General features: G+C 61.2%; 27 protein-coding genes. 14 read left to right on the top strand and 13 right to left on the bottom strand.

The genetic code is table 11. The features are described 5' to 3' along the window. Nucleotides 1–61: 61 nt before the first annotated feature. The 3 genes from phnD to trpS all read right to left on the bottom strand — a co-directional run bounded on the left by phnD (nucleotide 62) and on the right by trpS (nucleotide 2994). Complete coding sequence (gene phnD, locus SSARUM_RS06700; RefSeq protein ID WP_019454696.1) at nucleotides 62–994, bottom strand: phosphonate ABC transporter substrate-binding protein; 933 nt, start codon at nucleotides 992–994, stop codon at nucleotides 62–64. Nucleotides 995–1035: 41 nt separating this feature from the next. Then, the gene (gene phnC / locus SSARUM_RS06695) at nucleotides 1036–1869 is read right to left on the bottom strand and encodes a phosphonate ABC transporter ATP-binding protein (RefSeq protein WP_060426471.1); all 834 of its coding nucleotides are present in this window, start codon (nucleotides 1867–1869) and stop codon (nucleotides 1036–1038) included. A gap of 117 nt (nucleotides 1870–1986) precedes the next feature. After that, nucleotides 1987–2994, bottom strand: a complete 1008-nt coding sequence (trpS, locus tag SSARUM_RS06690) for a tryptophan--tRNA ligase (RefSeq protein ID WP_046686640.1) — start codon at nucleotides 2992–2994, stop codon at nucleotides 1987–1989. A 278-nt stretch (nucleotides 2995–3272) separates the two neighbouring features. Here trpS and SSARUM_RS06685 point away from each other — a divergent pair, with 278 nt between their 5' ends. Further along, nucleotides 3273–4148, top strand: a complete 876-nt coding sequence (locus tag SSARUM_RS06685) for an NAD(P)-dependent oxidoreductase (protein WP_060429735.1) — start codon at nucleotides 3273–3275, stop codon at nucleotides 4146–4148. A gap of 33 nt (nucleotides 4149–4181) precedes the next feature. On the opposite strand, the gene SSARUM_RS06680 is transcribed toward SSARUM_RS06685, so the two are convergent. The 3 genes from SSARUM_RS06680 to SSARUM_RS06670 all read right to left on the bottom strand — a co-directional run bounded on the left by SSARUM_RS06680 (nucleotide 4182) and on the right by SSARUM_RS06670 (nucleotide 6878). After that, nucleotides 4182–4709, bottom strand: a complete 528-nt coding sequence (locus SSARUM_RS06680) for a cysteine hydrolase family protein (protein WP_033653449.1) — start codon at nucleotides 4707–4709, stop codon at nucleotides 4182–4184. A gap of 29 nt (nucleotides 4710–4738) precedes the next feature. Then, the gene (locus SSARUM_RS06675; RefSeq protein ID WP_060428977.1) at nucleotides 4739–5842 is read right to left on the bottom strand and encodes a suppressor of fused domain protein; all 1104 of its coding nucleotides are present in this window, start codon (nucleotides 5840–5842) and stop codon (nucleotides 4739–4741) included. Between the two features lie 163 nt (nucleotides 5843–6005). Continuing rightward, nucleotides 6006–6878, bottom strand: coding sequence for an oxygenase MpaB family protein (locus SSARUM_RS06670; protein WP_060429732.1), 873 nt, complete (start codon nucleotides 6876–6878; stop codon nucleotides 6006–6008). Nucleotides 6879–7119: 241 nt separating this feature from the next. On the opposite strand from SSARUM_RS06670, the gene SSARUM_RS06665 reads away from it, so the two are divergent. The 4 genes from SSARUM_RS06665 to SSARUM_RS06650 all read left to right on the top strand — a co-directional run bounded on the left by SSARUM_RS06665 (nucleotide 7120) and on the right by SSARUM_RS06650 (nucleotide 10352). Next, nucleotides 7120–7563, top strand: a complete 444-nt coding sequence (locus tag SSARUM_RS06665) for an acetyltransferase (RefSeq protein WP_015377088.1) — start codon at nucleotides 7120–7122, stop codon at nucleotides 7561–7563. A gap of 264 nt (nucleotides 7564–7827) precedes the next feature. After that, complete coding sequence (locus tag SSARUM_RS06660; protein WP_049233819.1) at nucleotides 7828–8853, top strand: methionine ABC transporter ATP-binding protein; 1026 nt, start codon at nucleotides 7828–7830, stop codon at nucleotides 8851–8853. Further along, on the top strand, nucleotides 8846–9514 hold the full coding sequence (locus SSARUM_RS06655) for a methionine ABC transporter permease (protein WP_033637581.1): 669 nt from the start codon (nucleotides 8846–8848) through the stop codon (nucleotides 9512–9514). The genes SSARUM_RS06660 and SSARUM_RS06655 overlap by 8 nt, the downstream gene beginning before the upstream one ends. Before the next feature lie 19 nt (nucleotides 9515–9533). Beyond that, nucleotides 9534–10352 carry a MetQ/NlpA family ABC transporter substrate-binding protein gene (locus SSARUM_RS06650; protein WP_060429730.1) on the top strand — a complete coding sequence of 273 codons (819 nt, stop codon included), beginning with the start codon at nucleotides 9534–9536 and terminating at the stop codon, nucleotides 10350–10352. A 35-nt stretch (nucleotides 10353–10387) separates the two neighbouring features. Here the strand turns inward: SSARUM_RS06650 and SSARUM_RS06645 are convergent, their stop codons facing one another. Then, on the bottom strand, nucleotides 10388–11032 hold the full coding sequence (locus tag SSARUM_RS06645; protein ID WP_033637579.1) for a TetR/AcrR family transcriptional regulator: 645 nt from the start codon (nucleotides 11030–11032) through the stop codon (nucleotides 10388–10390). 176 nt (nucleotides 11033–11208) lie between these two features. Between SSARUM_RS06645 and bhsA (SSARUM_RS06640) the strand changes: the two genes are divergently transcribed. The 3 genes from bhsA (SSARUM_RS06640) (at nucleotide 11209) to dapF (ending at nucleotide 12905) form a co-directional block, all read left to right on the top strand. Next, nucleotides 11209–11466 carry a multiple stress resistance protein BhsA gene (gene bhsA / locus SSARUM_RS06640; protein ID WP_033637578.1) on the top strand — a complete coding sequence of 86 codons (258 nt, stop codon included), beginning with the start codon at nucleotides 11209–11211 and terminating at the stop codon, nucleotides 11464–11466. Between the two features lie 192 nt (nucleotides 11467–11658). Then, nucleotides 11659–11916 carry a multiple stress resistance protein BhsA gene (gene bhsA / locus SSARUM_RS06635; RefSeq protein WP_033637577.1) on the top strand — a complete coding sequence of 86 codons (258 nt, stop codon included), beginning with the start codon at nucleotides 11659–11661 and terminating at the stop codon, nucleotides 11914–11916. A gap of 113 nt (nucleotides 11917–12029) precedes the next feature. Next, a complete protein-coding gene (gene dapF, locus SSARUM_RS06630; RefSeq protein WP_033647009.1) occupies nucleotides 12030–12905 on the top strand; it encodes a diaminopimelate epimerase in 876 nt (291 codons plus the stop codon). Here the strand turns inward: dapF and SSARUM_RS06625 are convergent. Beyond that, nucleotides 12880–14178 carry an SLC13 family permease gene (locus tag SSARUM_RS06625; protein WP_060429728.1) on the bottom strand — a complete coding sequence of 433 codons (1299 nt, stop codon included), beginning with the start codon at nucleotides 14176–14178 and terminating at the stop codon, nucleotides 12880–12882. The genes dapF and SSARUM_RS06625 overlap by 26 nt on opposite strands. Nucleotides 14179–14262: 84 nt before the next feature. Further along, entirely contained in the window at nucleotides 14263–15168 is a 906-nt protein-coding gene (locus SSARUM_RS06620; RefSeq protein ID WP_080430342.1) for a bifunctional helix-turn-helix transcriptional regulator/GNAT family N-acetyltransferase, read from the bottom strand. A 481-nt stretch (nucleotides 15169–15649) separates the two neighbouring features. Here SSARUM_RS06620 and SSARUM_RS06615 point away from each other — a divergent pair, with 481 nt between their 5' ends. The 5 genes from SSARUM_RS06615 to SSARUM_RS06595 all read left to right on the top strand — a co-directional run bounded on the left by SSARUM_RS06615 (nucleotide 15650) and on the right by SSARUM_RS06595 (nucleotide 19927). Further along, nucleotides 15650–16321: a CsgG/HfaB family protein gene (locus tag SSARUM_RS06615; protein ID WP_033647014.1), complete on the top strand. Its 672-nt coding sequence runs from the start codon at nucleotides 15650–15652 to the stop codon at nucleotides 16319–16321. An 18-nt stretch (nucleotides 16322–16339) separates the two neighbouring features. Then, a complete protein-coding gene (locus SSARUM_RS06610; protein WP_033637573.1) occupies nucleotides 16340–16696 on the top strand; it encodes a DUF4810 domain-containing protein in 357 nt (118 codons plus the stop codon). Beyond that, nucleotides 16693–17349, top strand: coding sequence for a DUF799 domain-containing protein (locus SSARUM_RS06605; RefSeq protein ID WP_033647017.1), 657 nt, complete (start codon nucleotides 16693–16695; stop codon nucleotides 17347–17349). Before SSARUM_RS06610 ends, SSARUM_RS06605 begins: the two co-directional genes overlap by 4 nt. 118 nt (nucleotides 17350–17467) lie before the next feature. Further along, on the top strand, nucleotides 17468–18958 hold the full coding sequence (gene amyA, locus SSARUM_RS06600; protein WP_060429725.1) for an alpha-amylase: 1491 nt from the start codon (nucleotides 17468–17470) through the stop codon (nucleotides 18956–18958). Between the two features lie 120 nt (nucleotides 18959–19078). Beyond that, nucleotides 19079–19927, top strand: a complete 849-nt coding sequence (locus SSARUM_RS06595) for a PA4780 family RIO1-like protein kinase (protein WP_060425522.1) — start codon at nucleotides 19079–19081, stop codon at nucleotides 19925–19927. Nucleotides 19928–19936: 9 nt separating this feature from the next. On the opposite strand, the gene SSARUM_RS06590 is transcribed toward SSARUM_RS06595, so the two are convergent. After that, nucleotides 19937–20155, bottom strand: coding sequence for a DUF7661 family protein (locus SSARUM_RS06590; RefSeq protein ID WP_033647021.1), 219 nt, complete (start codon nucleotides 20153–20155; stop codon nucleotides 19937–19939). Nucleotides 20156–20224: 69 nt separating this feature from the next. Between SSARUM_RS06590 and SSARUM_RS06585 the strand changes: the two genes are divergently transcribed. Beyond that, nucleotides 20225–21052: an AraC family transcriptional regulator gene (locus tag SSARUM_RS06585; RefSeq protein ID WP_033647023.1), complete on the top strand. Its 828-nt coding sequence runs from the start codon at nucleotides 20225–20227 to the stop codon at nucleotides 21050–21052. On the opposite strand, the gene SSARUM_RS06580 is transcribed toward SSARUM_RS06585, so the two are convergent. From SSARUM_RS06580 to lsrG, 3 genes are all read right to left on the bottom strand, one after another. Further along, nucleotides 21028–21618, bottom strand: a complete 591-nt coding sequence (locus SSARUM_RS06580) for a LysE family translocator (RefSeq protein ID WP_033647484.1) — start codon at nucleotides 21616–21618, stop codon at nucleotides 21028–21030. The two genes, SSARUM_RS06585 and SSARUM_RS06580, sit on opposite strands and share 25 nt — an antisense overlap. Before the next feature lie 83 nt (nucleotides 21619–21701). After that, nucleotides 21702–22607: an EamA family transporter gene (locus SSARUM_RS06575; RefSeq protein ID WP_033647025.1), complete on the bottom strand. Its 906-nt coding sequence runs from the start codon at nucleotides 22605–22607 to the stop codon at nucleotides 21702–21704. Nucleotides 22608–22693: 86 nt separating this feature from the next. Next, complete coding sequence (lsrG, locus tag SSARUM_RS06570) at nucleotides 22694–22987, bottom strand: (4S)-4-hydroxy-5-phosphonooxypentane-2,3-dione isomerase (protein ID WP_004939559.1); 294 nt, start codon at nucleotides 22985–22987, stop codon at nucleotides 22694–22696. Nucleotides 22988–23096 lie beyond the last annotated feature (109 nt).

Raw genomic sequence — 23096 nt, 5'->3', positions numbered from 1 at the left:
TATGGAACAAGGGGTTCAGCACGCTGAACCCCTTCATTCGGACGGCCGAGGCAGCCGGGAATTAACGGTCGCCTTTGGTCAGCTCGCGCTTCATATCGATGATGTTCTGGTATTCCGCCAGGGTGGTGTCGCCGATGTGCTGTTTGCCGCCCATCGCTTTGATAAAGCACTGGTGATCGTCTTTATCCAGCTTCTTGATCGCGGTGACCACTTTGGCCTTGAAGTCGGCCGGCAGCGAGTTGCTCACCAGGATCGGGCCGTTCGGGATCAGCGGCGACTGCCAGATGATGCGGATCTGTTTCATCAGGTCAGGGTGATCCATGCGGATCATGCGGGTGAACGCGCCGCTGGTGTAGCCGGTGTTGTAGTCGCCGATCATCGACGCCCAGGTCACCGCGCCTTCGAACTGGCCGTTCAACACGCCGAGAATGTCCTGCTCGTGGCCGCCGGAGAAGGTGACGCTGGAGAAGGTGTTGTTGTATTTGTTGTCGACCGTGCCGCCGAACAGCTTTTTAAACGCCTGGTTCGGGATCAGGAAGCCGGAGGTGGAATCCGGATCGGCGAAGCCGATGGCCTTGCCTTTCAGGTCTTCCAGTTTCTGGTACGGGCTGCCGGCCTTCACCACCACCACCGAGTGGTAGCCGCGCGACTGGTCGACGTCGTCGACCGCGATGCCGACGATGTCCACCGCTTTCGGATCCTTGATGTAGACCGAAGCGAACGACGACGGCGACATGCTCAGCACCAGGTCAATCTTGCCGCCCAGCAGGCCCTGGATCACGCCGGAATAGTCGGACGAGTTGCGCAGCTTGGTATCGACGTTCAGCTCTTTGTCCAGGAACTGCTTCACGCACTGGTTATCGCCGATCTGCTGGGTGGCGTTCTGGCCGCCGAGAATGCCCAGGTTCAGCTCTTTCGGCGCATCCGCTGCGGCAGCATTAAATACCATCATCGCGCCGGCCATCAGGGTGGTCAGACTCAATACTTTTTTCATCAGGTGTGCCTTGTGTGTAAAGGGTAAAGGTCAAAAGTGCTTCAATGGATCTGATTGGCTTCTTCGCCATACAGCTGGTGCAGGATCCGTTCGTTCAGTTGCGAAGGATGCCCGTCAAACACGATCTTCCCGTGGGCGATGCCGATCACCCGCGAGCAATACTCTTTCACCAGTTCGACCGAGTGCAGGTTCACCATCACCGCGATGCCGTCTTCGCTGATTTTCTGCAGCGCGTCCATGATGCGGCGGGTGTTTTTCGGATCGAGCGACGCCACCGGTTCATCGGCCAGCAGGATTTGCGGGTTTTGCATCAGCGCGCGGCAGATGGCGACGCGCTGCATCTGGCCGCCGGAGAGGTGCTCGGCGCGCTGCAGCGCGTGCGGCAGCATGTTGAGCCACTGCAACAGCTCGATGGCGCGAGCGCGGTCGGTATCATCGAACAGTTTGAAGAAGGATTTCAGAGTGGAAGTGTGGCTCAGACGGCCCAGCAGCACGTTGGTCATCACGTCCAGCCGCGGCACCAGGCAGAAGTCCTGGAAGATCATGCCGCAGCGCGCGCGCCACTGGCGCATCTGGCGGCCGGCCAGCTGGGCGATATCCTGCGCGATGCCGTCGTCTTCGAAGTGCAGCATCTCGCCGCAGCTGGAAGGAATGGTGCCGTTCAGGGTGTGCAGCAGCGTGGACTTGCCCGCGCCGGAGCGGCCGATCACCGCCACGAATTCGCCGGCGTGCAGATCGAAATTGATGTCATCCAGCACGCGCTGCTGCGCTTTGTAGGCCTTGCCGAGTCCCTTTACCGACAATACTTTGCGGGATGCGGCGGCGTGCTGCCCTGGAAAGTCGTGCTGTGCCAATTTTAACAGTGCCTGAGCCATATGATTTCTCTGGTTTCAGTGGCTAATCATTATGGGCACCTATTAACGGATAAGTTTATGACAGTGGGATGATGGTTTTATGGCCGGAGCGTGACGCGTGCCGCCCCGGCGTTCGCCTCACGCCAGGGTGAAGAAGTCCAGCCCCAGCGCCGTCTTGACCTGTTGCAGCGTCTGCTGGCTGACCTGATGCGCGCGGCGGGTGCCGTGCTGCAGGATGCGCGTCAGCTCGCCTTTATCGGCGATGAATTCGGCGCGGCGGGTGCGGATCGGCTCGAGCAGGCTCTGCAGGCAATCCTCCAGCAGCCGTTTGATTTTCACGTCCCCCAACCCGCCGCGCCGATAGTGCGCCTTCAGATCCGCCACCAGCGCGGCGTCTTCGCAGAAGGCGTCCAGGTAGGTGAACACCATGTTGCCCTCCACCCGGCCGGGATCGCTGACGTTGAGATGGCCGGGGTCGGTGAACATGCTCATCACCGCCTTGTGCACCTCGTCGGCGCCGGCGCCAAGCTGGATGGCGTTGCCGCGCGATTTCGACATCTTGCCCTGCCCGTCCAGCCCCGGCAGACGCCCGACGTTGCTCAACAGCGGCTGGCACTCCGTTAATATCGGTTGGCCGACGATGTGGTTGAAACGCCGCACGATCTCATTAGTTTGCTCCAGCATCGGCAGCTGATCCTCACCGACCGGCACGTGGGTGGCGCCAAAGGCGGTGATGTCCGCCGCCTGGCTGACCGGATAGATCAAAAAACCGGCCGGCAAACTGCGGGCGAAATCCTTCTCGGCGATTTCGTTTTTCACCGTCGGGTTGCGCTCCAGCCGCGCCACGCTGACCAGATTAAGGTAGTACATCGTCAGCTCGGCCAACGCCGGCAGCGCCGACTGCAGGCAGATCGTGGTCTTATGCGGATCGATGCCCACCGCCAGATAGTCGGCCACCACGTTGAGCACGTTGGCGCTGATTTTTTGCGGGTTGTTACCGTTGTCGGTCAGACCTTGCAGATCCGCCACCATCACCGTTTGGTTATGCTGGTGCTGCAGTTCCACGCGCTGGCGCAGCGAGCCGACGAAGTGGCCTAAATGCAGTGGGCCGGTGGCGCGATCGCCGGTAAGAATGGTGTAGCTCATGACAGTGCTCCTGAAGTCCTTGGACCGCCGGATCAACGCCACAAAAAATAATGCCGCCAAACCGGCGGCATTAATAAGAGATGTGAATACTCGTGCCGCCTCAGAAGAGGCGCCACCATGACTGATTGTGGGTGGAGTGCATCGATATATTCATGGCATCAAGGTATACCCGCAGCGGCAACGCGTCAATAGCGCGTAAGACGGCGTTACACTCCGGCATTTGCGTTCCTGCCCTGGCGCGCTAGGGTAAAACCTTCAACCTGAAAAAGGAGCGCATGATGAAGATCGGATTTGCCGGACTGGGTGGGATGGGCAGCGCCATGGCGGCCAACCTGTTGCAGGCGGGCTTCACCTTAACGGTATGGAACCGCTCGCCGCAGGCGGCGCAGCCGCTGGTGAGCGCCGGCGCGCAGCAGGCAGAACGGCCGGAACAGCTGGCCGATGCCGACGTGCTGATCACCATGCTGGCAGACGATGCCGCCACGCAACAGGTGGTGGTCGACAGCGGGTTGCTGCAACGGATGAAACCGGGCGCGCTGCATATCAATATGGCGACCATCTCGGTCGAACTCGCCAAGCGTTTGACGGCGCTGCATGCGGAACACGGCATCGGCTATCTCGCCGCGCCGGTGCTGGGGCGGGTCGACGTGGCCGCCGCCGGCAAGCTGAATATTCTGGCGGCCGGCGATAGCGAGCGGCTGAAGCAAGCGCAGCCGCTGTTCGATGCCCTCGGCCAGAAAACCTGGCACTTCGGCGCCGATCCGGCGCAGGCCTACGTGGTCAAAATCGCCACCAACTTTACGCTGGCCAGCGCCATTGAAGCGATGGCGGAAGGCAGCGCGCTGGTGCGCAACTACGGCGTGTCCGGCGCCGACTACCTGCAGATGCTGGGCGGCACCGTCTTCGCCGCCCCGGCCTATCAGGGCTATGGCGCGCTGATCGCCGCCGAGAAGTATTCCCCCGCCGGGTTCCGGCTGGCGCTGGGGCTGAAGGACGTCGGGCTGGCGCTGGCCGCCGGCGCCGACAGCCATACGCCGATGCCGTTCGCCGGGGTGCTGAAAGACAACTTCCTCGACGCGATGGCGCAGGGGGATGCGGATCTGGACTGGGCGGCGCTGGCCAAGGTGGCGGCGCGGCGGGCGGGCCTGAAATAACGAACGGGGGCTGAGGCCCCCGTTTTTCTGTTCTCAGAACACGATGTCCGCCGCGGGCACGGCGCGGATCGGCACGCCGAAGCTTTCGATATTCGACAGCGTCTCGTTATGGTGGGTGCGGATCAGCAGACCGTCGGCATAGGGTTTGTCGTGGCAGGTATGCGCATCCGCCGCCAGCGTCACCGGATAACCGTGCGCCGCCGCGCTGCGCACCGTGGTATCGATGCAAAACGGCGTGGAATAGCCGCAAACCACCAGCTGCGATACGCCGTTGGCAATCAGTAACGCGCCGAGCGAAGTGCGCAGGAACGAGTCCGGCGTGGTTTTATCCACCCGATGATCGCCCGGCGCCACCTTCAGCGCCGCGAGCACTTGCCAGGCGGCGCTGCCGTGCGGCAGCTCGTCGTCCGGCGTATGGTGCTGAATCACGACAACCGGCACGCCCGCCCGGCGGGCGCGCTCGCTCAGCTGATTGATGCGCGCAACGGTGCCCGCGGCATCCGCCGGCGGCGGCGTAAACAATCCTTCCTGCACATCGATAATCAACAGCGCGCTGGTCATGGCGGCTCCCGAAGAGAAGATAAGTGGCGTCAGCACACCGGCTGGCGCGGGCGGAAAATATGGTCGACGCCCTGCTCCCGCAACCTGTGCACCAGATCGTGCCCGCCGTTCGGCGTGGCGTGCGCCAGCTGCCGCTCGGCGGTAAACACCGGGCTGGCCCAGAACAGGTTCACCGGATCGCCGTACTGCTGCGGCAGAGTCAGGTGCGCGTTATGCGGGTAGAAGGACGACGATAAAATATAGCCTTCGTAGCCCAGCGGCGCCACGTCCGACTCCAGCGTATGCCCTTCGCCGATCCAGGTCAGCCGCGCCCACGGCGCATGCGCGAAACCGGCCAGCGCGCTGGCCATCTGCACCGCGTTGTCTTCGGTCATGTATTGGCTGTCGATGGCGATCGCCATCTCCATGCGGCGATAGCGCGAAGCCTCGTCGTTGAACAGGATCTCCACCCACGGCATCGGCCGGATGCTGACCCCCATGGTGAGGAAGTAATAGATGCCGTCGCGCTCGTGCTGGGTGATGGCCATCGGCGGCCACTTGCCCTGATCGATGGCGTAGTACTTCACCGAAGGGCCGAAATGCGACTCATAGCGCGCCTGAAAATCGCGCTGCATCTTCGGCCACGGGTTGCCCTCTTCACGCTGCCAGCTGCGCCAGAACTGGCGGGTGCTCTCCGCCTGCGCATACTGGGTGTTGGTCGAGGCCGAGCCGAGCGGATAGGCCAGCGGGCTCTCCTTGATGCAGCTGGCGGAATAGCACACCGAATGGTCGATATACAGGCTCCAGCCGGGGATCACCGCCAGCAGTTGGCCGTAATACCACAGGGCCGCGCCGTCGTCGCTTTCGCTCCACACCACCATCAGCCCTTCCGGGTTCAGCGGCGCTTCGCCTTCCAGGTTGCGGCAATACTCCGCCGCCAGCATCGGCGGCTGCCCTTGTTCCAGCGCGGCGCGATCTTCCTGCAGCGGCGCGGCGGCCAGGTTGCGCAGCCAGCAGGCGCGCACCTGATAGCGATCGCTGTAGGCTTCGGCGGGATAGATATAAAAATAGGCTGCCCTGCTCCCTTGCTGAACCACCGCAACCAGCGTCTGGTTCTCATTGCTGACTTCAGCAAGTACGTATGACTCGTTCATATCACCTCAATAGGGTCAGGGCGCGGCAGAATCGGCTGCGCGCTAAAAATGGAATGTGGTTTTGCCCCCAAGTGTAAAACGCATTACTGGCCGGATCACCCGTAAAAGTCTCAAAAGCGGCCGTAAACGAAGATAAACAAAGACTAATTATAGCGGCTGTGGCTCATGACGGCTGAGTGATGCGCCGCACCGCGCGCTGATAGGAGCCGTTGCGCATCGACGCGCCCAGCACCTTGCCGAGGCCTGCGGCGCCCGTTCGCACCAGCCTCCGCCGCAGCGCGCCCGGATGAAAACCGAACTGCCGCTGCGCCCAATCGGGCAACAGATCGATGCCCGCCTGCATCACCACCCCGCCAAGCGGGCGCGCCAATGCGCTCGGTGCCGGCGCCTTCAGCAGAATGCGCGCCACCTCTTGCGTGCGTTCATCGCAGATCAGCTGCGGCCGCATCGCCTGCAGGTACTCTTCGACCTCCGCGCAGGACTGAGGAATTGCGGTCGCCCCCAGCGCGGCGGCCACGCGCGCCGCTTCGCGGTAGTATTGATCCTGCAAATCGCGGGAAAGATGGGGGTTGCGGTAGCGCAGGTGGCTGGCCAGAAAACGGCTGCTCTCCGCGACGTGCACCCAGGTCAGCAGCGCCGGTTCGCTGGCGGCATAAGACGTGCCGTCGCTGCCGACGCCGGTCACCCGCAGATGGATGGCTTTGACTTTGGCGATCAGCCGCTCCGCCTCGGCGGTCGGGCCGAAGGTGGTGACCGACACGAACTGGCTGGTGCGGCGCAGGCGGCCAATCATATCGTCGCGGAAGTTGGAGTGATCCCACACCCCGGCCAGCGCCAGCGGGTGCAGCATCTGCAGCAGCAAGGCGCTGACGCCGCCGCACAGCATCGGGGTGAAATCGCGGTGTACCTGCCAGATGACCGACTGCGGGCCGAACAAGCCCGGATCGCCCGGCGGGTTCTCAAAATCGACGCCGCCGAGCGCCAGCCCGGTCAGGCTGAGCACCTGTTTTTCTATCGCTGCGCGTACCGCTTCCATCCTGCTGCCCTCTCGCTCATTCAGCGGCCAGTGTATCACGCGGCGGGCGCCCCATTGCGCCCTGCGGCGGTTGAAAGCATTAACTTACTGAATTACATTTATTATACCGCCGGCAGAAAGGCGGGCCTATTCGATCCACTGCAGAGGCGCTTTGCAGGGCGTTAACCCACGTTAATTCGGCACTAACCCCACAAAACCTCTATCTAGTTTTTTTCCTCCAACTTAGATAGCAGAGAGTTCGATGATTACCATCAGAGCACGCGCGGCGGAAGACAACGCGCAATTGGCAGATATCTGGCTGCGTTCGGTGCGCGCCACTCACCATTTTTTAACCGAAGACAACATCGCGCAGCTGTTCCCGCTGGTGCTGAACGACTACCTGCCGGCGGTTAACGTCTGGGTGGCCGAAGAGCGGCCGGGGCACCCCTGCGGCTTTATCGGCCTGAACGGCAACAAGGTGGAGATGCTGTTTATCGACGCCGATCAGCGCGGCAAAGGGGTGGGCAAAGCGCTGCTGACCCACGCGGAAACGCTGCACGATGAGCTGCAGCTGGACGTGAACGAGCAAAATCCGCAGGCCAGCGGTTTCTATCGCCACTACGGGTTTGTCATCACCGGCCGCTCGCCGCTCGACGGCCAGGGCAACCCGTTCCCGCTGCTGCACATGAAGCTGGACAAACGCTAGCCCTCCCGCCGGCCGCCCTGCGGCCGGTTTTCTCCCCCCCTGTTTCACCCGCCGTTTTATATATCAAATCAGAATAAGTAATAGAATTTACATTCTTCCTGTCACTATAAACCCTCGGTAGGATTGCCCGGTATTCACCCGCAACAGAGGTTCCGTCCGCCACTCCCCGCCGGGTTGTGCCCGCCGAAAAGCCGAACGATCCCTGTCCGGCGCACCGCGCTCTGGACGGAATGCTGTGATGTATCGATAAGGATCCGCTTCGCTATGATCGTTCTTTCGAACGTTTGCAAAACTTTTGACAGCACACAGGGCCGCGTCGTGGCGGTAGACAACGTCAGTCTGGCGGTAGAGGCCGGGCAAATTTACGGCATCATCGGCTACAGCGGCGCCGGCAAAAGTACGCTCATCCGCCTGCTTAACGGCCTGGAAACGCCCACCAGCGGCCGCATTGACGTAGGCGGCTTCGATATCGCCCGCGCCAAAGGCAGCCATCTGCGCCAGGCGCGCCTGAAAATCAGCATGGTGTTTCAGCACTTCAACCTGCTGTGGTCGCGCACCGTCAGCCAAAACATCGCTTTTTCCATGCAGATCGCCGGCGTGCCCAAGGCGCAGATTGCGCCGCGCGTGGCGGAACTGATCGCGCTGGTCGGTCTGCTGGGACGCGAAGACGCCTATCCTTCGCAGCTCAGCGGCGGCCAGAAACAGCGCGTCGGCATCGCCCGCGCGCTGGCCAATAACCCGAGCGTGCTGCTGTGCGACGAGGCCACCTCGGCGCTCGACCCGCAGACCACCGACGCCATTCTCGACCTGCTGCTGGACATCAACCGCCAGTTGAAATTGACCATCGTGCTGATCACCCACGAGATGCACGTGGTGCGCAAAATCTGCCACCGCGTGGCGGTGATGGAAAACGGCCGCATCGTCGAAGAAGGCCCGGTGCTCGACGTGTTCACCCGGCCACAGCAACCGATCACCCGGCAGTTCGTCAAACAGGTGTCGCAGTATGCGGATACCGAAGAGAGCTTCAACCCGCTGCTCACCGCCCATCTGCCGGGGGCGATTTTCAAGCTGACCTTCGTGGGCGTGCAAACCCATCAGGCGGTGATCTCTGAAGTGATCCGGCGCTACGCCCTGACCATCAACATTCTGCACGGCAAGATCAGCCACACCCTCAACGGTTCGTTCGGCGAACTGTACATCCACGCCGAAGGCAACGAACAACAAGTCGCCGACATGCTCAGCCTGCTGCACGAAAGAGATATCGCCGTCGAGGTTATCCAACATGATTGAGTCCCTGTTCCCCCACCTGCGTCTGGATCAACTGTGGGACGCCACCTGGGAAACGCTGTACATGACCGGCATCGCCGGTTTGGCCACGCTGGTGCTGGGCATCGTGCTCGGCGTGCTGCTGTTTTTAACCTCGAAAGGCCAGCTGTGGCAGAACCGGGCGGTCTACTCGCTGATCTCCGTGTTGGTCAACGTCTTCCGCTCCATTCCGTTCATCATTCTGATCGTGCTGCTGATCCCGTTTACCAAGTCGCTGATCGGCACCATTCTCGGCGCGGATGCGGCCCTGCCGGCGCTGATCGTCGGCGCGGCGCCGTTCTACGCCCGGCTGGTGGAGATCGCGCTGCGCGAGGTCGACAAAGGGGTGATCGAAGCGGCGCGCTCGATGGGCGCCAAAAACCGCACCCTGATTTTCCGCGTATTGCTGCCGGAGAGCTCGCCGGCGCTGGTTTCCGGCATCACCGTCACCCTGATCGCGCTGGTGAGCTACACCGCGATGGCCGGGGTGATCGGCGCCGGCGGCCTGGGCAACCTGGCCTATCTGGAAGGGTTCCAACGCAACCACAGTGATGTGACGCTGGTGGCGACGCTGACGATTCTGCTGATCGTTTTCGTCATTCAGTTCATCGGCGACACCCTGACAAGAACGCTCGATAAACGTTAATTAACCAAGGAAAACGATGATGAAAAAGCACCTACTGATGTTGGCTTTCGCCTCCGTCGCCACCCTCGCCTCTTTTGGCGCCGCCGCGGCGACCAAGCTGGTGGTCGGCGCCTCCAACGTGCCGCACGCCGAGATCCTCGAACAGGCCAAGCCGATACTGGCGAAGGAAGGCATCGATCTGCAGATCAAGCGCTTCCAGGACTACATCCTGCCGAACACCGCCTTGGCCAGCCGCGACATCGACGCCAACTACTTCCAGCACGTGCCTTACCTGAACTCGGTGCTGAAAGACCACGCCGACGACAAGAGCTACGACTTCGTCAGCGCCGGCGCGATCCATATTGAGCCTATCGGCATCTACTCGAAGAAGTACAAGAGCCTGAAAGATCTGCCGGAAAACGGCAAAATCATCATGCGCGACGCGGTGGCGGAAGAAGGCCGCATCCTGTCTATTTTTGAGCGGGAAGGCGTGATCAAGCTGAAGCCGGGGGTAAGCAAGGTGGACACGCGCATCAGCGACGTGGTGGAAAACCCGAAACACCTGAAATTCCAGGCCAACGTTGAGGGCGCGCTGCTGCCGCAGATGTACAACAACGACGAAGGCGACGCGGTGGTGATCAACGCCAACTACGCCATCGACGCCGGGCTGAACCCGACCAAAGATCCGATCGCGGTCGAAAGCGGCGAAAACAACCCGTACGCCAACATCATCACCGTGCACCAGGCCGACGTGAACAAACCGGAGATCGTGGCGCTGGTGAAGGTGCTGCACTCCAAACCGATTCAGGACTTTATCCGCGAGAAATACCAGGGCGCGGTGATCCCGGTCAATCAGTAATGGGTTACACGGCCCGGTAAAAGCCGGGCCGGTTGTTACACCTTATTGCCAATCTGGCTGAGCCGCGGCCACACCAGCATCAACGCCTCCAGCAACCGCAGCAGATCGCTCCGGCTTGCCCCTTCGCGCGCCTGCACCGACATGCCTTCAATGGTGCAAATCACGTATTTCGCCAGCAGCGTGGTGTCGGTTTTCGCCAGCAGTTCGCCCTGCTGCACCTTGCGATCGAAGCAGGCCTTCAGCGCCGCTTCCTGCGCATGATGTTTCCTGCGCAGCATCTGGGCGACGTCGTCGGACGCAGACGACAGCGCGGCCGAGGCGCACACCATAAAGCAGCCTGACGGCGTATCGGGGTCGGTAAACACTTCAACGGAAGAGCGCACATAGGCCTCGACGATCTCGGCCACCGGCAGATCCTGCTCCAACAGTTGGTTGGTGCAGGTGGTATATTTTTGCAGATAGCGTTCCACCGCCGCGCGGAACATTCCTTCCTTGTTGCCGAATTCCGCATACAGCGTCGGCGCCTTGGCGCCGGTCACTTCCACCAGATCGGCCAGCGAGGTGGCTTCATAACCGTGCCGCCAGAACAGATCGAGCGCGCTTTCCAGCGCCCGGTCGCGATCAAATTGTTTCGGTCTGCCGCGGCTTTTCTTGCCGCAAACCTCTTCATTGATGCTCATCGCTCCTCTCCTATCCCGCTCCACGGCAGGGTTAGCACAAATAAATTAACGATCATTATAAAAAAATATTGCGCCTTCGTCGAGAACCGATTAGCATTTAGTTATCGATCGTTAAGATAATTTAGCGAAGCGGATTAAAACCCTCTATTCACCGTTATCGGAAAGGAATTAACATTATGAAAAACTTAAAATTAACCTTAGCAGCTCTCACTCTGGCCAGCGTTTCCTTCGGCAGCTTCGCCGCCGATTTAGTCCAGAACCAACCGGCAGACCAGCAGAAAGTGGGCGTCATCACCGTCAGCGGCGCGTCCGATCTGACCTCGCTGGAAAGCAGCCTGGCCGCCAAAGCCGATCAGGCGGGTGCCAAATCCTTCCGCATCATCGGCGCCGGTGGTAACAACCAGCTGCATGGAACCGCAGAAATCTATCAATAACAAGACATTAAACCAGCGGATCGCGAGAAATTCTGCTCCCGACGCCAGGGCATCAAAAAAATTAATTAACGAACATTAAAAAAATACTTGCAATCCGTCAAACCGGCATCTAACATTAAATTATCGATCGTTAATTAATTTAACGACCTTACAAAACAAACATCGTAAAGAACATAGATAGGAAATAAGACCATGAAAAACCTGAAAATGACCATCGCCGCCATCGCACTGGCCTCCGTCTCCTTCGGCAGCTTCGCCGCCGAACTGGTCAACGCTCAACCGGCCGATCTGCAAAAAACCGGCGTCGTTACCGTCAGCGGTGCTTCCGACCTGAGCAGCCTGGAAAACAAACTGGCGGCCAAAGCCGACGCGGCCGGCGCCAAATCCTTCCAGATCATCGCCACCACCGGCGACAACAAACTGCACGGTACCGCGATCATCTACAATTAATTGCCAGATAGGTAATCGTGCAAAAGGGCGGCTCAGGCCGCCTTTTGTTTGTTTTGACGCCAACGTTCTGTTGTAAGCTGTAGCAACCTTTTTTTGCTGAGCCGAGCAACGACATGACCCCCCTGCTGTTTCACAAATATCACGGCCTGGGCAACGACTACCTGGTATGCCACCGTTCGGTCGCCGATCGTCTGAGCCAGGAACAGATCCGCCTGCTGTGCCACCCGCATTACGGCATCGGTTCCGACGGCCTGCTGATCGACAGCGGCGACGCCGTCAATCCCACCCTGCGCATCATCAACCCGGACGGCTCCGAAGCGGAGAAAAGCGGCAACGGCCTGCGTATCTACGCGCGATATCTGTTCGACAGCGAGCGCGTGGGGCATCAGCCGTTTCTGGTGCACACCGCCGGCGGCGACGTGCGTTGCCAAGTGGCGGAAGACGCGCATCAGATAACCGTGGAGATGGGGCGCGCCAATTTCAGCCCGGCGGCGCTGCCGGCCTTGATCGATCTGCCGGAGGCGCTGAACTATCCCCTGCCCCTGAGGGAGGAGACGTTAAGCGTTTCGCTGGTGTCGATGGGCAACCCGCACTGCGTCGTGCCGGTGGAGAAACTGGATCTGGCGCAGGTGCATCGGCTCGGACCGCAGATTGAACGCCATCCGCTGTTCCCGAAACGCACCAATGTACAACTGGTGGAAGTGGTCGATCGCCAGACGCTGCGCATCGGCATCTGGGAGCGCGGCGCCGGTTTTACCCTCGCCTCCGGCAGCAGCAGCTGCGCCGCCGCCAGCGTGATGCGCAAGTTGGGACGAGTCGGCGATCGGGTTAGCGTGCGGATGCCTGGCGGCGAACTGCAGATCGCCTTCAGCGGCGATTTTCAGGTCAGCATGCGCGGACCGGTGCATAAAATCGCCACCCTGACGCTGGACGAAGATTGTTTTGCCGGCGGCGCGGGGCTGTTTACGGGATCCACCCCAGCAGCCTGAACCACAGATAATCCAACGGCACCAGCAGTACGAAGCTGAGCGCGGCCAACAGCAGGCACAGCTTCAGTCCTTCACGCGCCGGCACTTTGCCCATCCCCATCGCCACCACGATCGGCGAGGCCTGATACGGCAGCAGCGGCGTGGCATAACCGATCACCTGGGTCATCAGCACCGTCAGCAGCGGCAAGCCGCTGCCCGCGGACAGCGCCTGCGCCAGCGGGGTAAACAGCGCCGGCACGCCGTTGGCTGTCACCACGAAATTCAGCAACGCGGTGATCCCCACCAACGAACCGAACGCGGTGAACGGTTTGCCGTGCAGATCCGGCATCATCGCCAGCAGCGCACCGCCCAGCCGATCGCCAAGCCCCGAGTGGCTGACCAGCGCGGTCAGCCCCAGGATCCCCGCCACGTAAATGCAGGTGCGCACGTTAACCCCGGCGGCGAACTGCTCGCCGTTGAGAAACCCGATACGCGGCAACAGGCACAAGCAGGCCGCCGCCAACCCGATCCAGGCGGGAGCGATGCCGTGCCAGCTGTCGGTCATCCACAGCAACACCGTGGCGCCCAACAGCGCGATCAGCCGCCATTCGGCGGCGCTGAGCGGGGTTTGCGCCGCCTCGGCCGCCACCGGCTGCGGCCGCGCACGGAACAGGCCGCAGATGCACAGCGTCAGCAGCGCGCCTTTGGCAACCCCGAGCACCGGGGCGTGCAACAGCAGGTAAGAGAGATAAGCAAAGTGGCTGCCGTAGGCGCTTTCCGCCGCGCCGCTCATCACCAGGTTGGGCACATTGGCCGGCAGGATGCTGGCGGAAAGCTGGAAGGTGCCGAACCCCACCGCCAGCGCCAAACCGATGCGGCCGCGCGAGCCCTCCGCCAGACCGGCGCGATCGGCCAACGCCATGACGATCGGCATCAGCAGCGTAATGCGCCCCATGTTGGAAGGCATGACAAACGCCAGCGCGTAGCTTATCGCCACCACGCCGCCCACCAGGCGCGGCCAGGAGCTGGCCAGGTGCGGCAAGAGTCGGTTGGCCAGGCGATCCGCCAAGCCGGTGCTGCGGATGGCGGTGCCCAGCACGAAACCGCTGAGCACCAGCCAGAATGCGGAAGACGCGAAACCGGAAAAGGTCACTGCGGCGGGCGCCAGCTGCAACACCATCACCGCCGCGAAGAACAGCAGCGCGACCAGATACTCCGGTAAGCGGGCGCTGGCCCATAGCGCGATGACCACCAGCGTGACCAGCGCGGACAGCGCCATCGGATCCCCCAACATAGTTTCCTCCCTGATAAAACGTTGTGATTGTTATCAAACGGTTAACAGGGTGGCACAAGGCGCGGGCGCTAACCTTGAAACCGCTCACATATCGTCGTTCTGCAGATTTTTCAGCATGCACACGTTGCAGCCGTGATGGCCGGTGTTGCCGCGCCGTTCCGTCAACAGGGTGAACCCCAGCGCGTAGTACAGCCCGGTCGCCTCTTTCAACTGTTCGGTGGTTTCCAGGTAGCAGTAGCGATACCCCGCCGCCCGCGCCGCCTTCAGCGCCTGCACCACCATATAGCGCGCCATGCCCAGCCCGCGCGCGCCGGGCTTGAAGAACAGTTTCTGCAGCTCGCAATAGCCGGGCTCTTCGCCCGCCAGCGGCGCCATGCCGACGCCCCCCACCACCTGCCCGTCCCGCTCCAGCACCCAGTAGTGGCCGCCGTTGTCGCGATACAGGCCGGTCAGCCGATCGAGATCCGGATCGTGCAGGCTGACCCCTTCCATCTTGTCCATGCCGTACTCGCGAAACACGTCGCGAATGATCGCCGCCATCGCCGCATCGTCGCGCGCGGCGATCGGCCGCACCCGCAGGTTGGCGTCGCGCTGTTTGCGCGCGCTGCGCAGCGCCGCGGTCATCTTTTTCATCGCCGCCGTGGTGCTCGCCAGCTCATCGTCGTCCAACTGCGCCAGCGCCGCCTGCATAAAACCGTCGGCGTCGCTCTCGATGCCGGCCAGCGCCTTGCCGCCCTTTTTACTCAGCCGATGCAGGTTGTGCCGCCTGTCATCCGGATGATCCACCGTTTCTATCACGCCGGCGGCCACCAGGCTGCGCAGCGCCCGGCTGGCGCTGGCCTTGTCGATGCAAAGCCGGGCCGCCAGCTCGGTGACGCCCAGCGGCTGCTCGCTGACTTCGATCATCAGATGGATCTGCAGCGGCGAAAAGCGCGAGCCGTTGCTCTGCTTGTTCAACATGCCGAACTCTCTGACCAAACTACGCGCCAATGCTCTGAAATCCCTGATGTTCACAATTGATATCCCCGATTAGCTACCGATGAAAAATGACACTTGGTTGATAGTGTTACCTAATTTTCACTACCTTAACGGATCATCAAGCCGCCATGAACCCCGGCATAACACAGGAGTTGATGCAAAACGTAACATTACTCAATACAACAAACTGATTAGTTAAAATATTTCAGGATTAATGGCCATATGTTTGCGATTAAAAAGACAATAACCCAGACAAAAAATGCACAATCGTGGAAAACGCTGTGATGACAAGAGAAAATCGATACTAATTCATTGCATTCCAATAGGTTACAACAATGTTAATAACGACATTAATGCCGATATCTTGTTGTAATTTGTTACATATTCATGGCAGGATCGCGGCGTTTCCATAACGGCGGCAACGTTAGTTATGTCAACGTCGGGCGCGGGTTGCTCCCGCGCTGTTTTATGCTCATGGAGAGATCGCATGCCAATGAAAAAATCACTCGCCGTCTGTTCCGTTGCCCTTTCCGTCACTTTGCTGGCGGGCTGCGCGACCGAATCCTCCCGCTCTTTGGAAGTGCCGAAAGTGGCTTCCTACAACACCACTTATCAGGGCCCACGCAGCCCTATCGCCGTCGGCAAATTCGACAACCGATCCAGCTACATGAACGGCATCTTCTCCGATGGCGTCGATCGGCTGGGCAATCAGTCCAAGACTATCCTGATCACGCATTTGCAGCAGACTGGCCGTTTCAACGTGCTGGATCGCGCCAACATGGAAGAGTTGAAAACTGAAGCCGGCATTAAAGGGAAGGCGCAAACGCTGAAAGGCGCCAACTATGTGATTACCGGCGATGTCACCGAATTCGGCCGTAAAGAAGTCGGCGATCATCAGCTGTGGGGGATTTTGGGCCGTGGTAAATCACAGGTCGCTTACGCCAAAGTCAATCTGAACGTCGTAAACGTACAGACCTCAGAAGTCGTCTATTCCGCTCAGGGTGCCGGTGAATACGAACTGTCCAATCGCGAAATCATCGGTTTCGGGGGCACCGCCAGCTACGACTCCACCCTCAACGGCAAGGTGCTGGATCTGGCCGTGCGTGAAGCCGTCAATAACCTGGTCACCGGTATCGAAAACGGCGCATGGCGCCCTGCTAACTAACGGAATAGAAGCAGAAAGATGATAACTAAAAAAATGGGCGGGGCGCTGTTTGCAGCGACCCTGCTGGCCGGCTGCGCCGCGCCGAAAACGCTTTACAATTGGGATGGCTACCAGACTTCTCTCTATCAATACTACCAGCAGGAGGGGCAAAGCCCTGAGCAGCAGATCGCCACGCTGAAAGAGATCGTCGAGAAATCCCGCGCCAAGGATAAAGCCGTACCGCCAGGTCTGCATGCGCAGCTGGGGCTGCTGTACAGCAAAATCGGCAACGACGGACAAGCCATGAATGAATTCAACACGGAAAAAACGCTGTTCCCGGAGTCGGCGCCGTTTATGAATTTCCTGATGGCCAGGGATAAAGGGAGCTTTAAATGAAACGTGTACTCACTTTCCTCGCCGTTGCCGCCACCCTGTTGCTAAGCGGCTGTGCCAAGCAGACGCCTTATGACTATGCGGCGTTCCATGAGAGCAAGCCGAAGTCGATCCTGGTCTTGCCGCCGGTTAACCAGTCGCCGGACGTCAAAGCCAGCCACAGCGTGCTCGCCAGCGCCACCTTGCCGCTGGCCGAGGCCGGTTACTATGTGTTGCCGGTCGCTGTAGTGGAGGAAACCTTCCTGCAAAACGGCCTAACCAACGCCAACGACATCCGCGCCGTCAGTCCGAAAAAACTGCACCAGATTTTCGGCGCCGACACCGTGCTGTACCTGGATGTCACGCAATACGGCACCAGCTACATGGTGATCAGCAGCGAAACCCGCGTTACCGTAGCCGCTCGCCTGGTCGATCTGCGCAACGGCAAACAGCTGTGGGCCGGCACCGCCACCGCATCCAGCAACGAAGGCAACAACAACTCCGGTGGCCTGCTGGGCATGGTGATCAGCGCCGCGATTTCGCAAATCGCCGATACCATCAGCGACAAAGGATTTGATGTTGGCGCCATCGCCAACACCCGCCTGCTATCGGCGACAGGTCAGAACGGCGCCATTCTTTATGGCCCACGCTCACCTCATTACGCCAGCCAACGTTAAGCCGTCTCTCGGGCGGCCTTCTCGGGCCGCCTATGCCAAACTTGTCCCTTTTGCCAAAAGTAGCCCATGCTTTAACGGCAACTGCTCCTCTCCTTCTGGCTAACCGGGACGCTGGCTCATGACGAAAAAAACCACCCTGCTGCAATTCTTCCACTGGTACTACCCCGACGGCGGCAAACTGTGGCAGGAGGCCGCCGAGCGCGCGCCGCACCTCGCCGAACTGGGCATCACCGATCTGTGGCTGCCGCCCGCCTGCAAGGGCGCTTCCGGCGGCTACTCCGTCGGCTACGATACTTACGATCTGTTCGATCTCGGCGAGTTTGACCAGAAAGGCAGCGTGGCCACCAAATACGGCGACAAGGCGGCGCTCGAACACGCCGCCAATACGCTGCGCGAACACGGCGTGGGGGTGCTCTACGACGTGGTGTTCAACCACAAGCTCGGCGCGGACGAGAAAGAACAGGTACACGTGTTCAAGGTGGACGCCAACAACCGCAACGACATCGACGACCAGGGCTTCGACGCGCTGGCCTACACCCGCTTCACCTTCCCCGGCCGCCAGGGCGTGCATTCCGAGTTTATCTGGGATTACAAATGCTTCAGCGGCGTCGACTACGTTGAGCAGCCGGACGACAAAGGGGTGTTCAAAATCGCCAACGACTATGGCGACGACGGCTGGAACGATCAGGTCGACGACGAAAAGGGCAACTACGACTATCTGATGGGCGCCGACGTGGAGTTCCGCAATACCGCCGTGACGGAGGAGCTCAAATACTGGGCGCGCTGGCTGTTGGAAAGCCTGCCGTGCGACGGCTTCCGCCTGGACGCCGCCAAACACATTCCCGCCTGGTTCTTCAAAGAGTGGGCGGATCACGTGCGCGACAGCGCGCAGCGCGACCTGCTGATCGTTGCCGAATACTGGTCGCACGATCTGAACGCGCTGCAACAATACATCGAGTTGGTGGACGGCAAGGTGATGCTGTTCGACGTGGCGCTGCACCTGAAGTTTCATCAGGCGTCGAAACAGGGCGACGGCTTCGACATGGCGCAAATCTTCACCGATACCCTGACCGCCGCCGATCCGGCCCACGCGGTGACGCTGGTCGCCAACCACGACACCCAGCCGCTGCAGTCGCTGGAAGCGCCGGTGGAACCCTGGTTCAAACCGCTGGCCTACGCGCTGATCCTGCTGCGCGAACAGGGCGTGCCCTGCGTGTTTTATCCCGACCTGTATGGCGCCAGCTACCGCGACAAGGGGCGCGACGGCGGCGAGTACCAGATTGATATGCCGGCGATCCCGGAGCTGGAGAAGCTGATCGCCGCCCGCCAGCGTTTCGCCAACGGCCCGCAAACCGACTACTTCGACGACAGCCACTGCGTGGCCTTCAGCCGCGCCGGCACCGCCGAGGCCCCCGGCTGCGTGGTGGTGCTGACCAACGGCGGCGAAAGCGGCAAGACGGTCGCGCTGGGCGCCGATCTGGCGCACACCGCCTGGCGCGATTTCCTCGGCAACCGTCAGGAGGAAATCACCACCGACGACCAGGGCAGCGCCCATTTCCCGGTCAACGCCGGCAGCGTCAGCGTCTGGGTGCCGGCCGCCAGCCTGTAAGCGCCCGCCGCCGCGCAATGATGCAGCGGCGGCAAAACTAATGTTTGCCTTTCGGGTCTAACTTACGCTATCAACTGCGCAAGCCATTCACACCGGAGCCTAAATAGGGTACAAGGCTGCATGAAAATTCCAAAACGACTCCAGCCGCTGGTTGATGACGGATTAATCGACGACGTCATCCGCCGGTTGAAAAGCGGCAAAGAAGCCGACGTGTTTATCGTGCGCTGCGGCGATGAGATCCGCTGCGCCAAAGTGTACAAAGAGGCCGAGAAGCGCAACTTCAAGCAGGCCGTTCACTATCAGGAAGGGCGCAAGGTGCGCAACAGCCGCGACGCGCGCGCCATGAGCAAAGGCTCCAAGTTCGGCCGCCAGCAGCAGGAAGAAGCCTGGCAAAACACCGAAGTGGACGCGCTGTATCTGCTGGCCAAGGCCGGGGTGCGGGTGCCGCAGCCGGATATCTGCCTGGACGGCGTGCTGCTGATGGAGCTGATCACCGACGAAGAAGGCCTGGTGGCGCCGCGCCTGAGCGATGTCATCCTGACGCCGGAACAGGCGCGCGCCGATCACGCCCTGATGATGAACTACGCGGTGCGCATGCTGTGCGCCGGCCTGATCCACGGCGACCTGTCGGAATTCAACGTGCTGATGGATAAAGACGGGCCGGTGATCATCGATCTACCGCAGGTGGTGGACGCCGCCGCCAACAACCACGCCAAAAGCATGTTCGAGCGCGATATCGGCAATCTGGCGGAATATTATGGCCAGTTCGCGCCGGAGCTGCGCGATAGCCAATACGCCAAAGAGATTTGGGCGCTGTATCAGGAAGGCAACCTGACGCCGGACAGCGTCCTCAGCGGCCGGTTCAGCGAAACCCTGAAACGCGCCGACGTCGGCTCGGTGCTGGAAGAGATCCAGGCCGCCGGCGAGGAGCATCAACGCCGCATGATGGCGCGCAACGCGGAAGAGTAACGCGCCGCGCTATTCGACGCGAAACACCTCCGGCCGCTGCAGCGTCGCCGCCTCGTGATAAATATCCCCCAGATAGCCGGCGATCTCCTCTTCGCGCAGGTCGGCCGGCAGCACGATATCGTAGCTGGGGGCATACTTGCGCTCCGGCAGCGTCACGCGGAACAGCCGCCATTCGTCCCCGATGCGCTTCACGCCCAGCAGACGGCCGAATACGTTAAAAATCATCATCCGCCATTCCCCCGCTCGTCGCTTTCAGGCTATAACACTGTGATGCCGCCGCAGTGAAAAGGAAAGCGTATGAGTGAAAAAACGCCGCAGTTCTGGCGCGATCCGCAGTTGCCGTTCGTCGAAGCCCGCGCCATCGCGGATGGCCGCCAGGTGTGCTACAGCCTGCACAGCCACGAATTCTTTTCCATCGGCGCCATCACCGGCGGCGTCAGCACCTATGTCAACGGCGAGCGGCGCATGCAGGTCAGCGCCGGCGATTTGGTTGTCATCAACCCGCAGCAGGCGCATGCCTGCAACCCCATCGCCGATCGGCGTTGGTCGTACATCATGTTCTATCTCGATCTCGCCTGGCTCGGCGCGCTGCAGCAGGAGCTGCTCGGCGGCGACGGCGACCGTTTTGTTCCGTTCAGCCAGCCGCTGAGCCGCGATCCGGTGCTGTTCCACGGCCTGAACCGGCTTTATGCGCTGCTGACGGATCCGCTGTGCAGCGCGCTGGAAAAACAGATCGCCATGGTGGAGTATTTCAGCGCCCTGCAGCTCGGGCTGGGCGATGCCCGCCAACCGGAGACACCGCCGCATACCCGACTGGAAGCGGCGGCGGCGTTTATTGACGCGCACTGCACCCGGCCGCTGACGCTGGACGACATTTGCCGCGCCGCCGCGCTGTCCCCTTCTTACCTGATCCGCGCCTTCCGCCAGCGTTACGGCATGACGCCGCACGCCTATCTGGTTAACCGCCGCGTGCAGCACGGCCATCGGCTGTTGAAAAGCGGCCTGCCGATCGCCGCAGCCGCCAGCGAAAGCGGCTTTGCCGATCAGGCGCACTTCCAGCGCACCTTCAAGCAGCTGCTGGCCGCCACGCCGGGGCAGTATCAAAAACCCTCCGCCAGCAGATAGCAGGCGCTGGCCGCCAACAGCAGCGCCATTACGCGGTTGAAACGCCGCACGTTGCGCGCCTGCCTGAGCAGGCCGCGCAGCATCGCGCCGACATAGGCCCAGCAGGCCACCGAGGCATAGCAAATCACGAAGTAGAGCCCGGCGAACTGCCACAGCAGCCGGATGTCGCCGTCGCCGACAAAGGCGCCGAGGCTGGCCACCGACGCCAGCCACGCCTTGGGGTTCAGCCATTGCATCAGCGCGCCGTAGCGGCAGGAAGGCGCCCGCGCCGCGCCGCTGCCCAACCTGCCGTCGTCAAACGCCAACCGATAGGCCATAAACAGCAGGAAAGCCACGCCGGCCCACTGAATCAAGCGGGTCAGCGCCGGCCACAGGATCAGCAGCTGGTGCATGCCCAATCCCAACAGCACCAGCAACAGGGTAAACCCCAGCGTGGCGCCGAACACGTGGCGCTGGGCCGCGCCAAAGCCGAATTGCGCCCCGGCGCTCAATGCGACGATGTTGACCGGGCCGGGGGTGATGGAGGCCGCCAGCGCAAACGCGGCCATGGAAAGGTAGATATTCATGATGGTCACCTGAGAAAGTATTCACAGGCGCCAGAATGCCGACCGCCGTCGACAAGGTATTGAACAGAATTGCCCTGTTCGGTTTAACGCGCGATCGCCGCCCGGCGGCGCGGCAGGCCGAAGGTGTTGACCGCCATGCCGCCCAGCACCAGCAATGCGCCGCCGAACTGCGCCGGCGACAGCGCTTCGTCCAGCAGCAGCCAGGCGGCGAACAGCCCGACCAGCGGCACCAGCAGCGTCAGCGGCGCAACGCGCCAGGTTTCATAGCGCCCCAGCAGGCTGCCCCACACCGAATAACCGAACAGCGTGGCGGCAAACGCCAGGTAGGCAACCGCCAGCCAGGTGCCGACCTGCACATGGCCCAGGCTGCTCAGCACCGCCTGCGGGCCGTCGAACAGCCAGCTGCAGGCCAGGAACGGCACGACCGGGATCGGCGCGCTCCACACCACCAGCGACAAAATGTTGCGCTGCGGGAAACCGGCCAGGATCTTCTTGTTGGTCAGGTTGCCCAGCGCCCAGGAAAACGCCGCCGCCAGCGTCAGCAGCAGGCCCGCCAGGGGGACCGCGCCGCTGCCCGGCTTATGCAGGCTGGCCTGCGCCAGCACCAGCATGCCACCGCTGGCGATAGCGATGCCGACGAAATGGTTGACGCGCAGCTTTTCGCCCATCAGCACGACACCCAACAGCAGGGTGAAGAACACCTGCGCCTGCAGCACCAGCGAAGCCAGCCCCGCCGGCATGCCCACCTTGATGGCGACAAACAGGAAGGCAAACTGCGCGAAGCTCATGGTCATGCCGTACAGCAGCAGCCATTTCCACGGGATCGTCGGGCGCGGGATAAAGAAGATCGCCGGCAACGCCACCAGCAAAAAACGCATCCCGGCCAGCAGAAACGGCGGCATGCCCTGTAAACCGAACTTGATCACGACGAAATTCACGCCCCAGATCACCACCACCAACAGCGCCAACAGCCGATCGCGCAATGTCATCCTCGCCCCGCTTATCCCATTGAAAATCGCTTTAGCTTGCAGGTTACAACCAAACCGGGCGTATGGACACCGGCAAACGCCGGCGATTATTCCGGCATCAGGCCGATAAAGGTGGTCTTCTTGCGCGGGCCGGTCATCAGCGCTTCCAGCTTCTCCACGCACTGCAGGTAGTGCGGGGTCTGCTTGTGCGCCGCCACCGCCTGCTCGTCGCGATAGGCTTCGTAGATGTAAAACCGCGTCGGAATCTGTTCGTCCTGCAGCACGTCGAAGCGCAGGTTGCCCGGCTCTTCGATTGCACCCAGGTGATTGGCGCGGAAAACATCGATAAATTCGTCTATTTTGTCTTGTTTAACGTTGATCTCAACCAATGTGACGTGCATGACAGCTCCTTGTTTGAACGGCGCGCCGTAGCATGGCGCTTTCCAACCATAGGTTTATTCCCGTCGATTGCCCTGCCGCAACGGCAATTTTGCCGCCTGGCTCACAAAT

The sequence above is a fragment of the Serratia sarumanii genome (assembly GCF_029962605.1).
Lineage (GTDB): Bacteria > Pseudomonadota > Gammaproteobacteria > Enterobacterales > Enterobacteriaceae > Serratia > Serratia sarumanii.
The sequence above is the reverse complement of the archived record's forward strand: the minus strand, read 5'-3'. Positions and strand labels throughout refer to the sequence as shown.

Bases quoted from the DNA above. Each gene is read 5' to 3' on its own strand.
- phnD (WP_019454696.1), bottom strand. From the start codon at position 994: ATGAAAAAAGTATTGAGTCTGACCACCCTGATGGCCGGCGCGATGATG.
- phnC (WP_060426471.1), bottom strand. From the start codon at position 1,869: ATGGCTCAGGCACTGTTAAAATTGGCACAGCACGACTTTCCAGGGCAG.
- trpS (WP_046686640.1), bottom strand. From the start codon at position 2,994: ATGAGCTACACCATTCTTACCGGCGATCGCGCCACCGGCCCACTGCAT.
- SSARUM_RS06685 (WP_060429735.1), top strand. From the start codon at position 3,273: ATGAAGATCGGATTTGCCGGACTGGGTGGGATGGGCAGCGCCATGGCG.
- SSARUM_RS06680 (WP_033653449.1), bottom strand. From the start codon at position 4,709: ATGACCAGCGCGCTGTTGATTATCGATGTGCAGGAAGGATTGTTTACG.
- SSARUM_RS06675 (WP_060428977.1), bottom strand. From the start codon at position 5,842: ATGAACGAGTCATACGTACTTGCTGAAGTCAGCAATGAGAACCAGACG.
- SSARUM_RS06670 (WP_060429732.1), bottom strand. From the start codon at position 6,878: ATGGAAGCGGTACGCGCAGCGATAGAAAAACAGGTGCTCAGCCTGACC.
- SSARUM_RS06665 (WP_015377088.1), top strand. From the start codon at position 7,120: ATGATTACCATCAGAGCACGCGCGGCGGAAGACAACGCGCAATTGGCA.
- SSARUM_RS06660 (WP_049233819.1), top strand. From the start codon at position 7,828: ATGATCGTTCTTTCGAACGTTTGCAAAACTTTTGACAGCACACAGGGC.
- SSARUM_RS06655 (WP_033637581.1), top strand. From the start codon at position 8,846: ATGATTGAGTCCCTGTTCCCCCACCTGCGTCTGGATCAACTGTGGGAC.
- SSARUM_RS06650 (WP_060429730.1), top strand. From the start codon at position 9,534: ATGAAAAAGCACCTACTGATGTTGGCTTTCGCCTCCGTCGCCACCCTC.
- SSARUM_RS06645 (WP_033637579.1), bottom strand. From the start codon at position 11,032: ATGAGCATCAATGAAGAGGTTTGCGGCAAGAAAAGCCGCGGCAGACCG.
- bhsA (WP_033637578.1), top strand. From the start codon at position 11,209: ATGAAAAACTTAAAATTAACCTTAGCAGCTCTCACTCTGGCCAGCGTT.
- bhsA (WP_033637577.1), top strand. From the start codon at position 11,659: ATGAAAAACCTGAAAATGACCATCGCCGCCATCGCACTGGCCTCCGTC.
- dapF (WP_033647009.1), top strand. From the start codon at position 12,030: ATGACCCCCCTGCTGTTTCACAAATATCACGGCCTGGGCAACGACTAC.
- SSARUM_RS06625 (WP_060429728.1), bottom strand. From the start codon at position 14,178: ATGTTGGGGGATCCGATGGCGCTGTCCGCGCTGGTCACGCTGGTGGTC.
- SSARUM_RS06615 (WP_033647014.1), top strand. From the start codon at position 15,650: ATGAAAAAATCACTCGCCGTCTGTTCCGTTGCCCTTTCCGTCACTTTG.
- SSARUM_RS06610 (WP_033637573.1), top strand. From the start codon at position 16,340: ATGATAACTAAAAAAATGGGCGGGGCGCTGTTTGCAGCGACCCTGCTG.
- SSARUM_RS06605 (WP_033647017.1), top strand. From the start codon at position 16,693: ATGAAACGTGTACTCACTTTCCTCGCCGTTGCCGCCACCCTGTTGCTA.
- amyA (WP_060429725.1), top strand. From the start codon at position 17,468: ATGACGAAAAAAACCACCCTGCTGCAATTCTTCCACTGGTACTACCCC.
- SSARUM_RS06595 (WP_060425522.1), top strand. From the start codon at position 19,079: ATGAAAATTCCAAAACGACTCCAGCCGCTGGTTGATGACGGATTAATC.
- SSARUM_RS06590 (WP_033647021.1), bottom strand. From the start codon at position 20,155: ATGATGATTTTTAACGTATTCGGCCGTCTGCTGGGCGTGAAGCGCATC.
- SSARUM_RS06585 (WP_033647023.1), top strand. From the start codon at position 20,225: ATGAGTGAAAAAACGCCGCAGTTCTGGCGCGATCCGCAGTTGCCGTTC.
- SSARUM_RS06580 (WP_033647484.1), bottom strand. From the start codon at position 21,618: ATGAATATCTACCTTTCCATGGCCGCGTTTGCGCTGGCGGCCTCCATC.
- SSARUM_RS06575 (WP_033647025.1), bottom strand. From the start codon at position 22,607: ATGACATTGCGCGATCGGCTGTTGGCGCTGTTGGTGGTGGTGATCTGG.
- lsrG (WP_004939559.1), bottom strand. From the start codon at position 22,987: ATGCACGTCACATTGGTTGAGATCAACGTTAAACAAGACAAAATAGAC.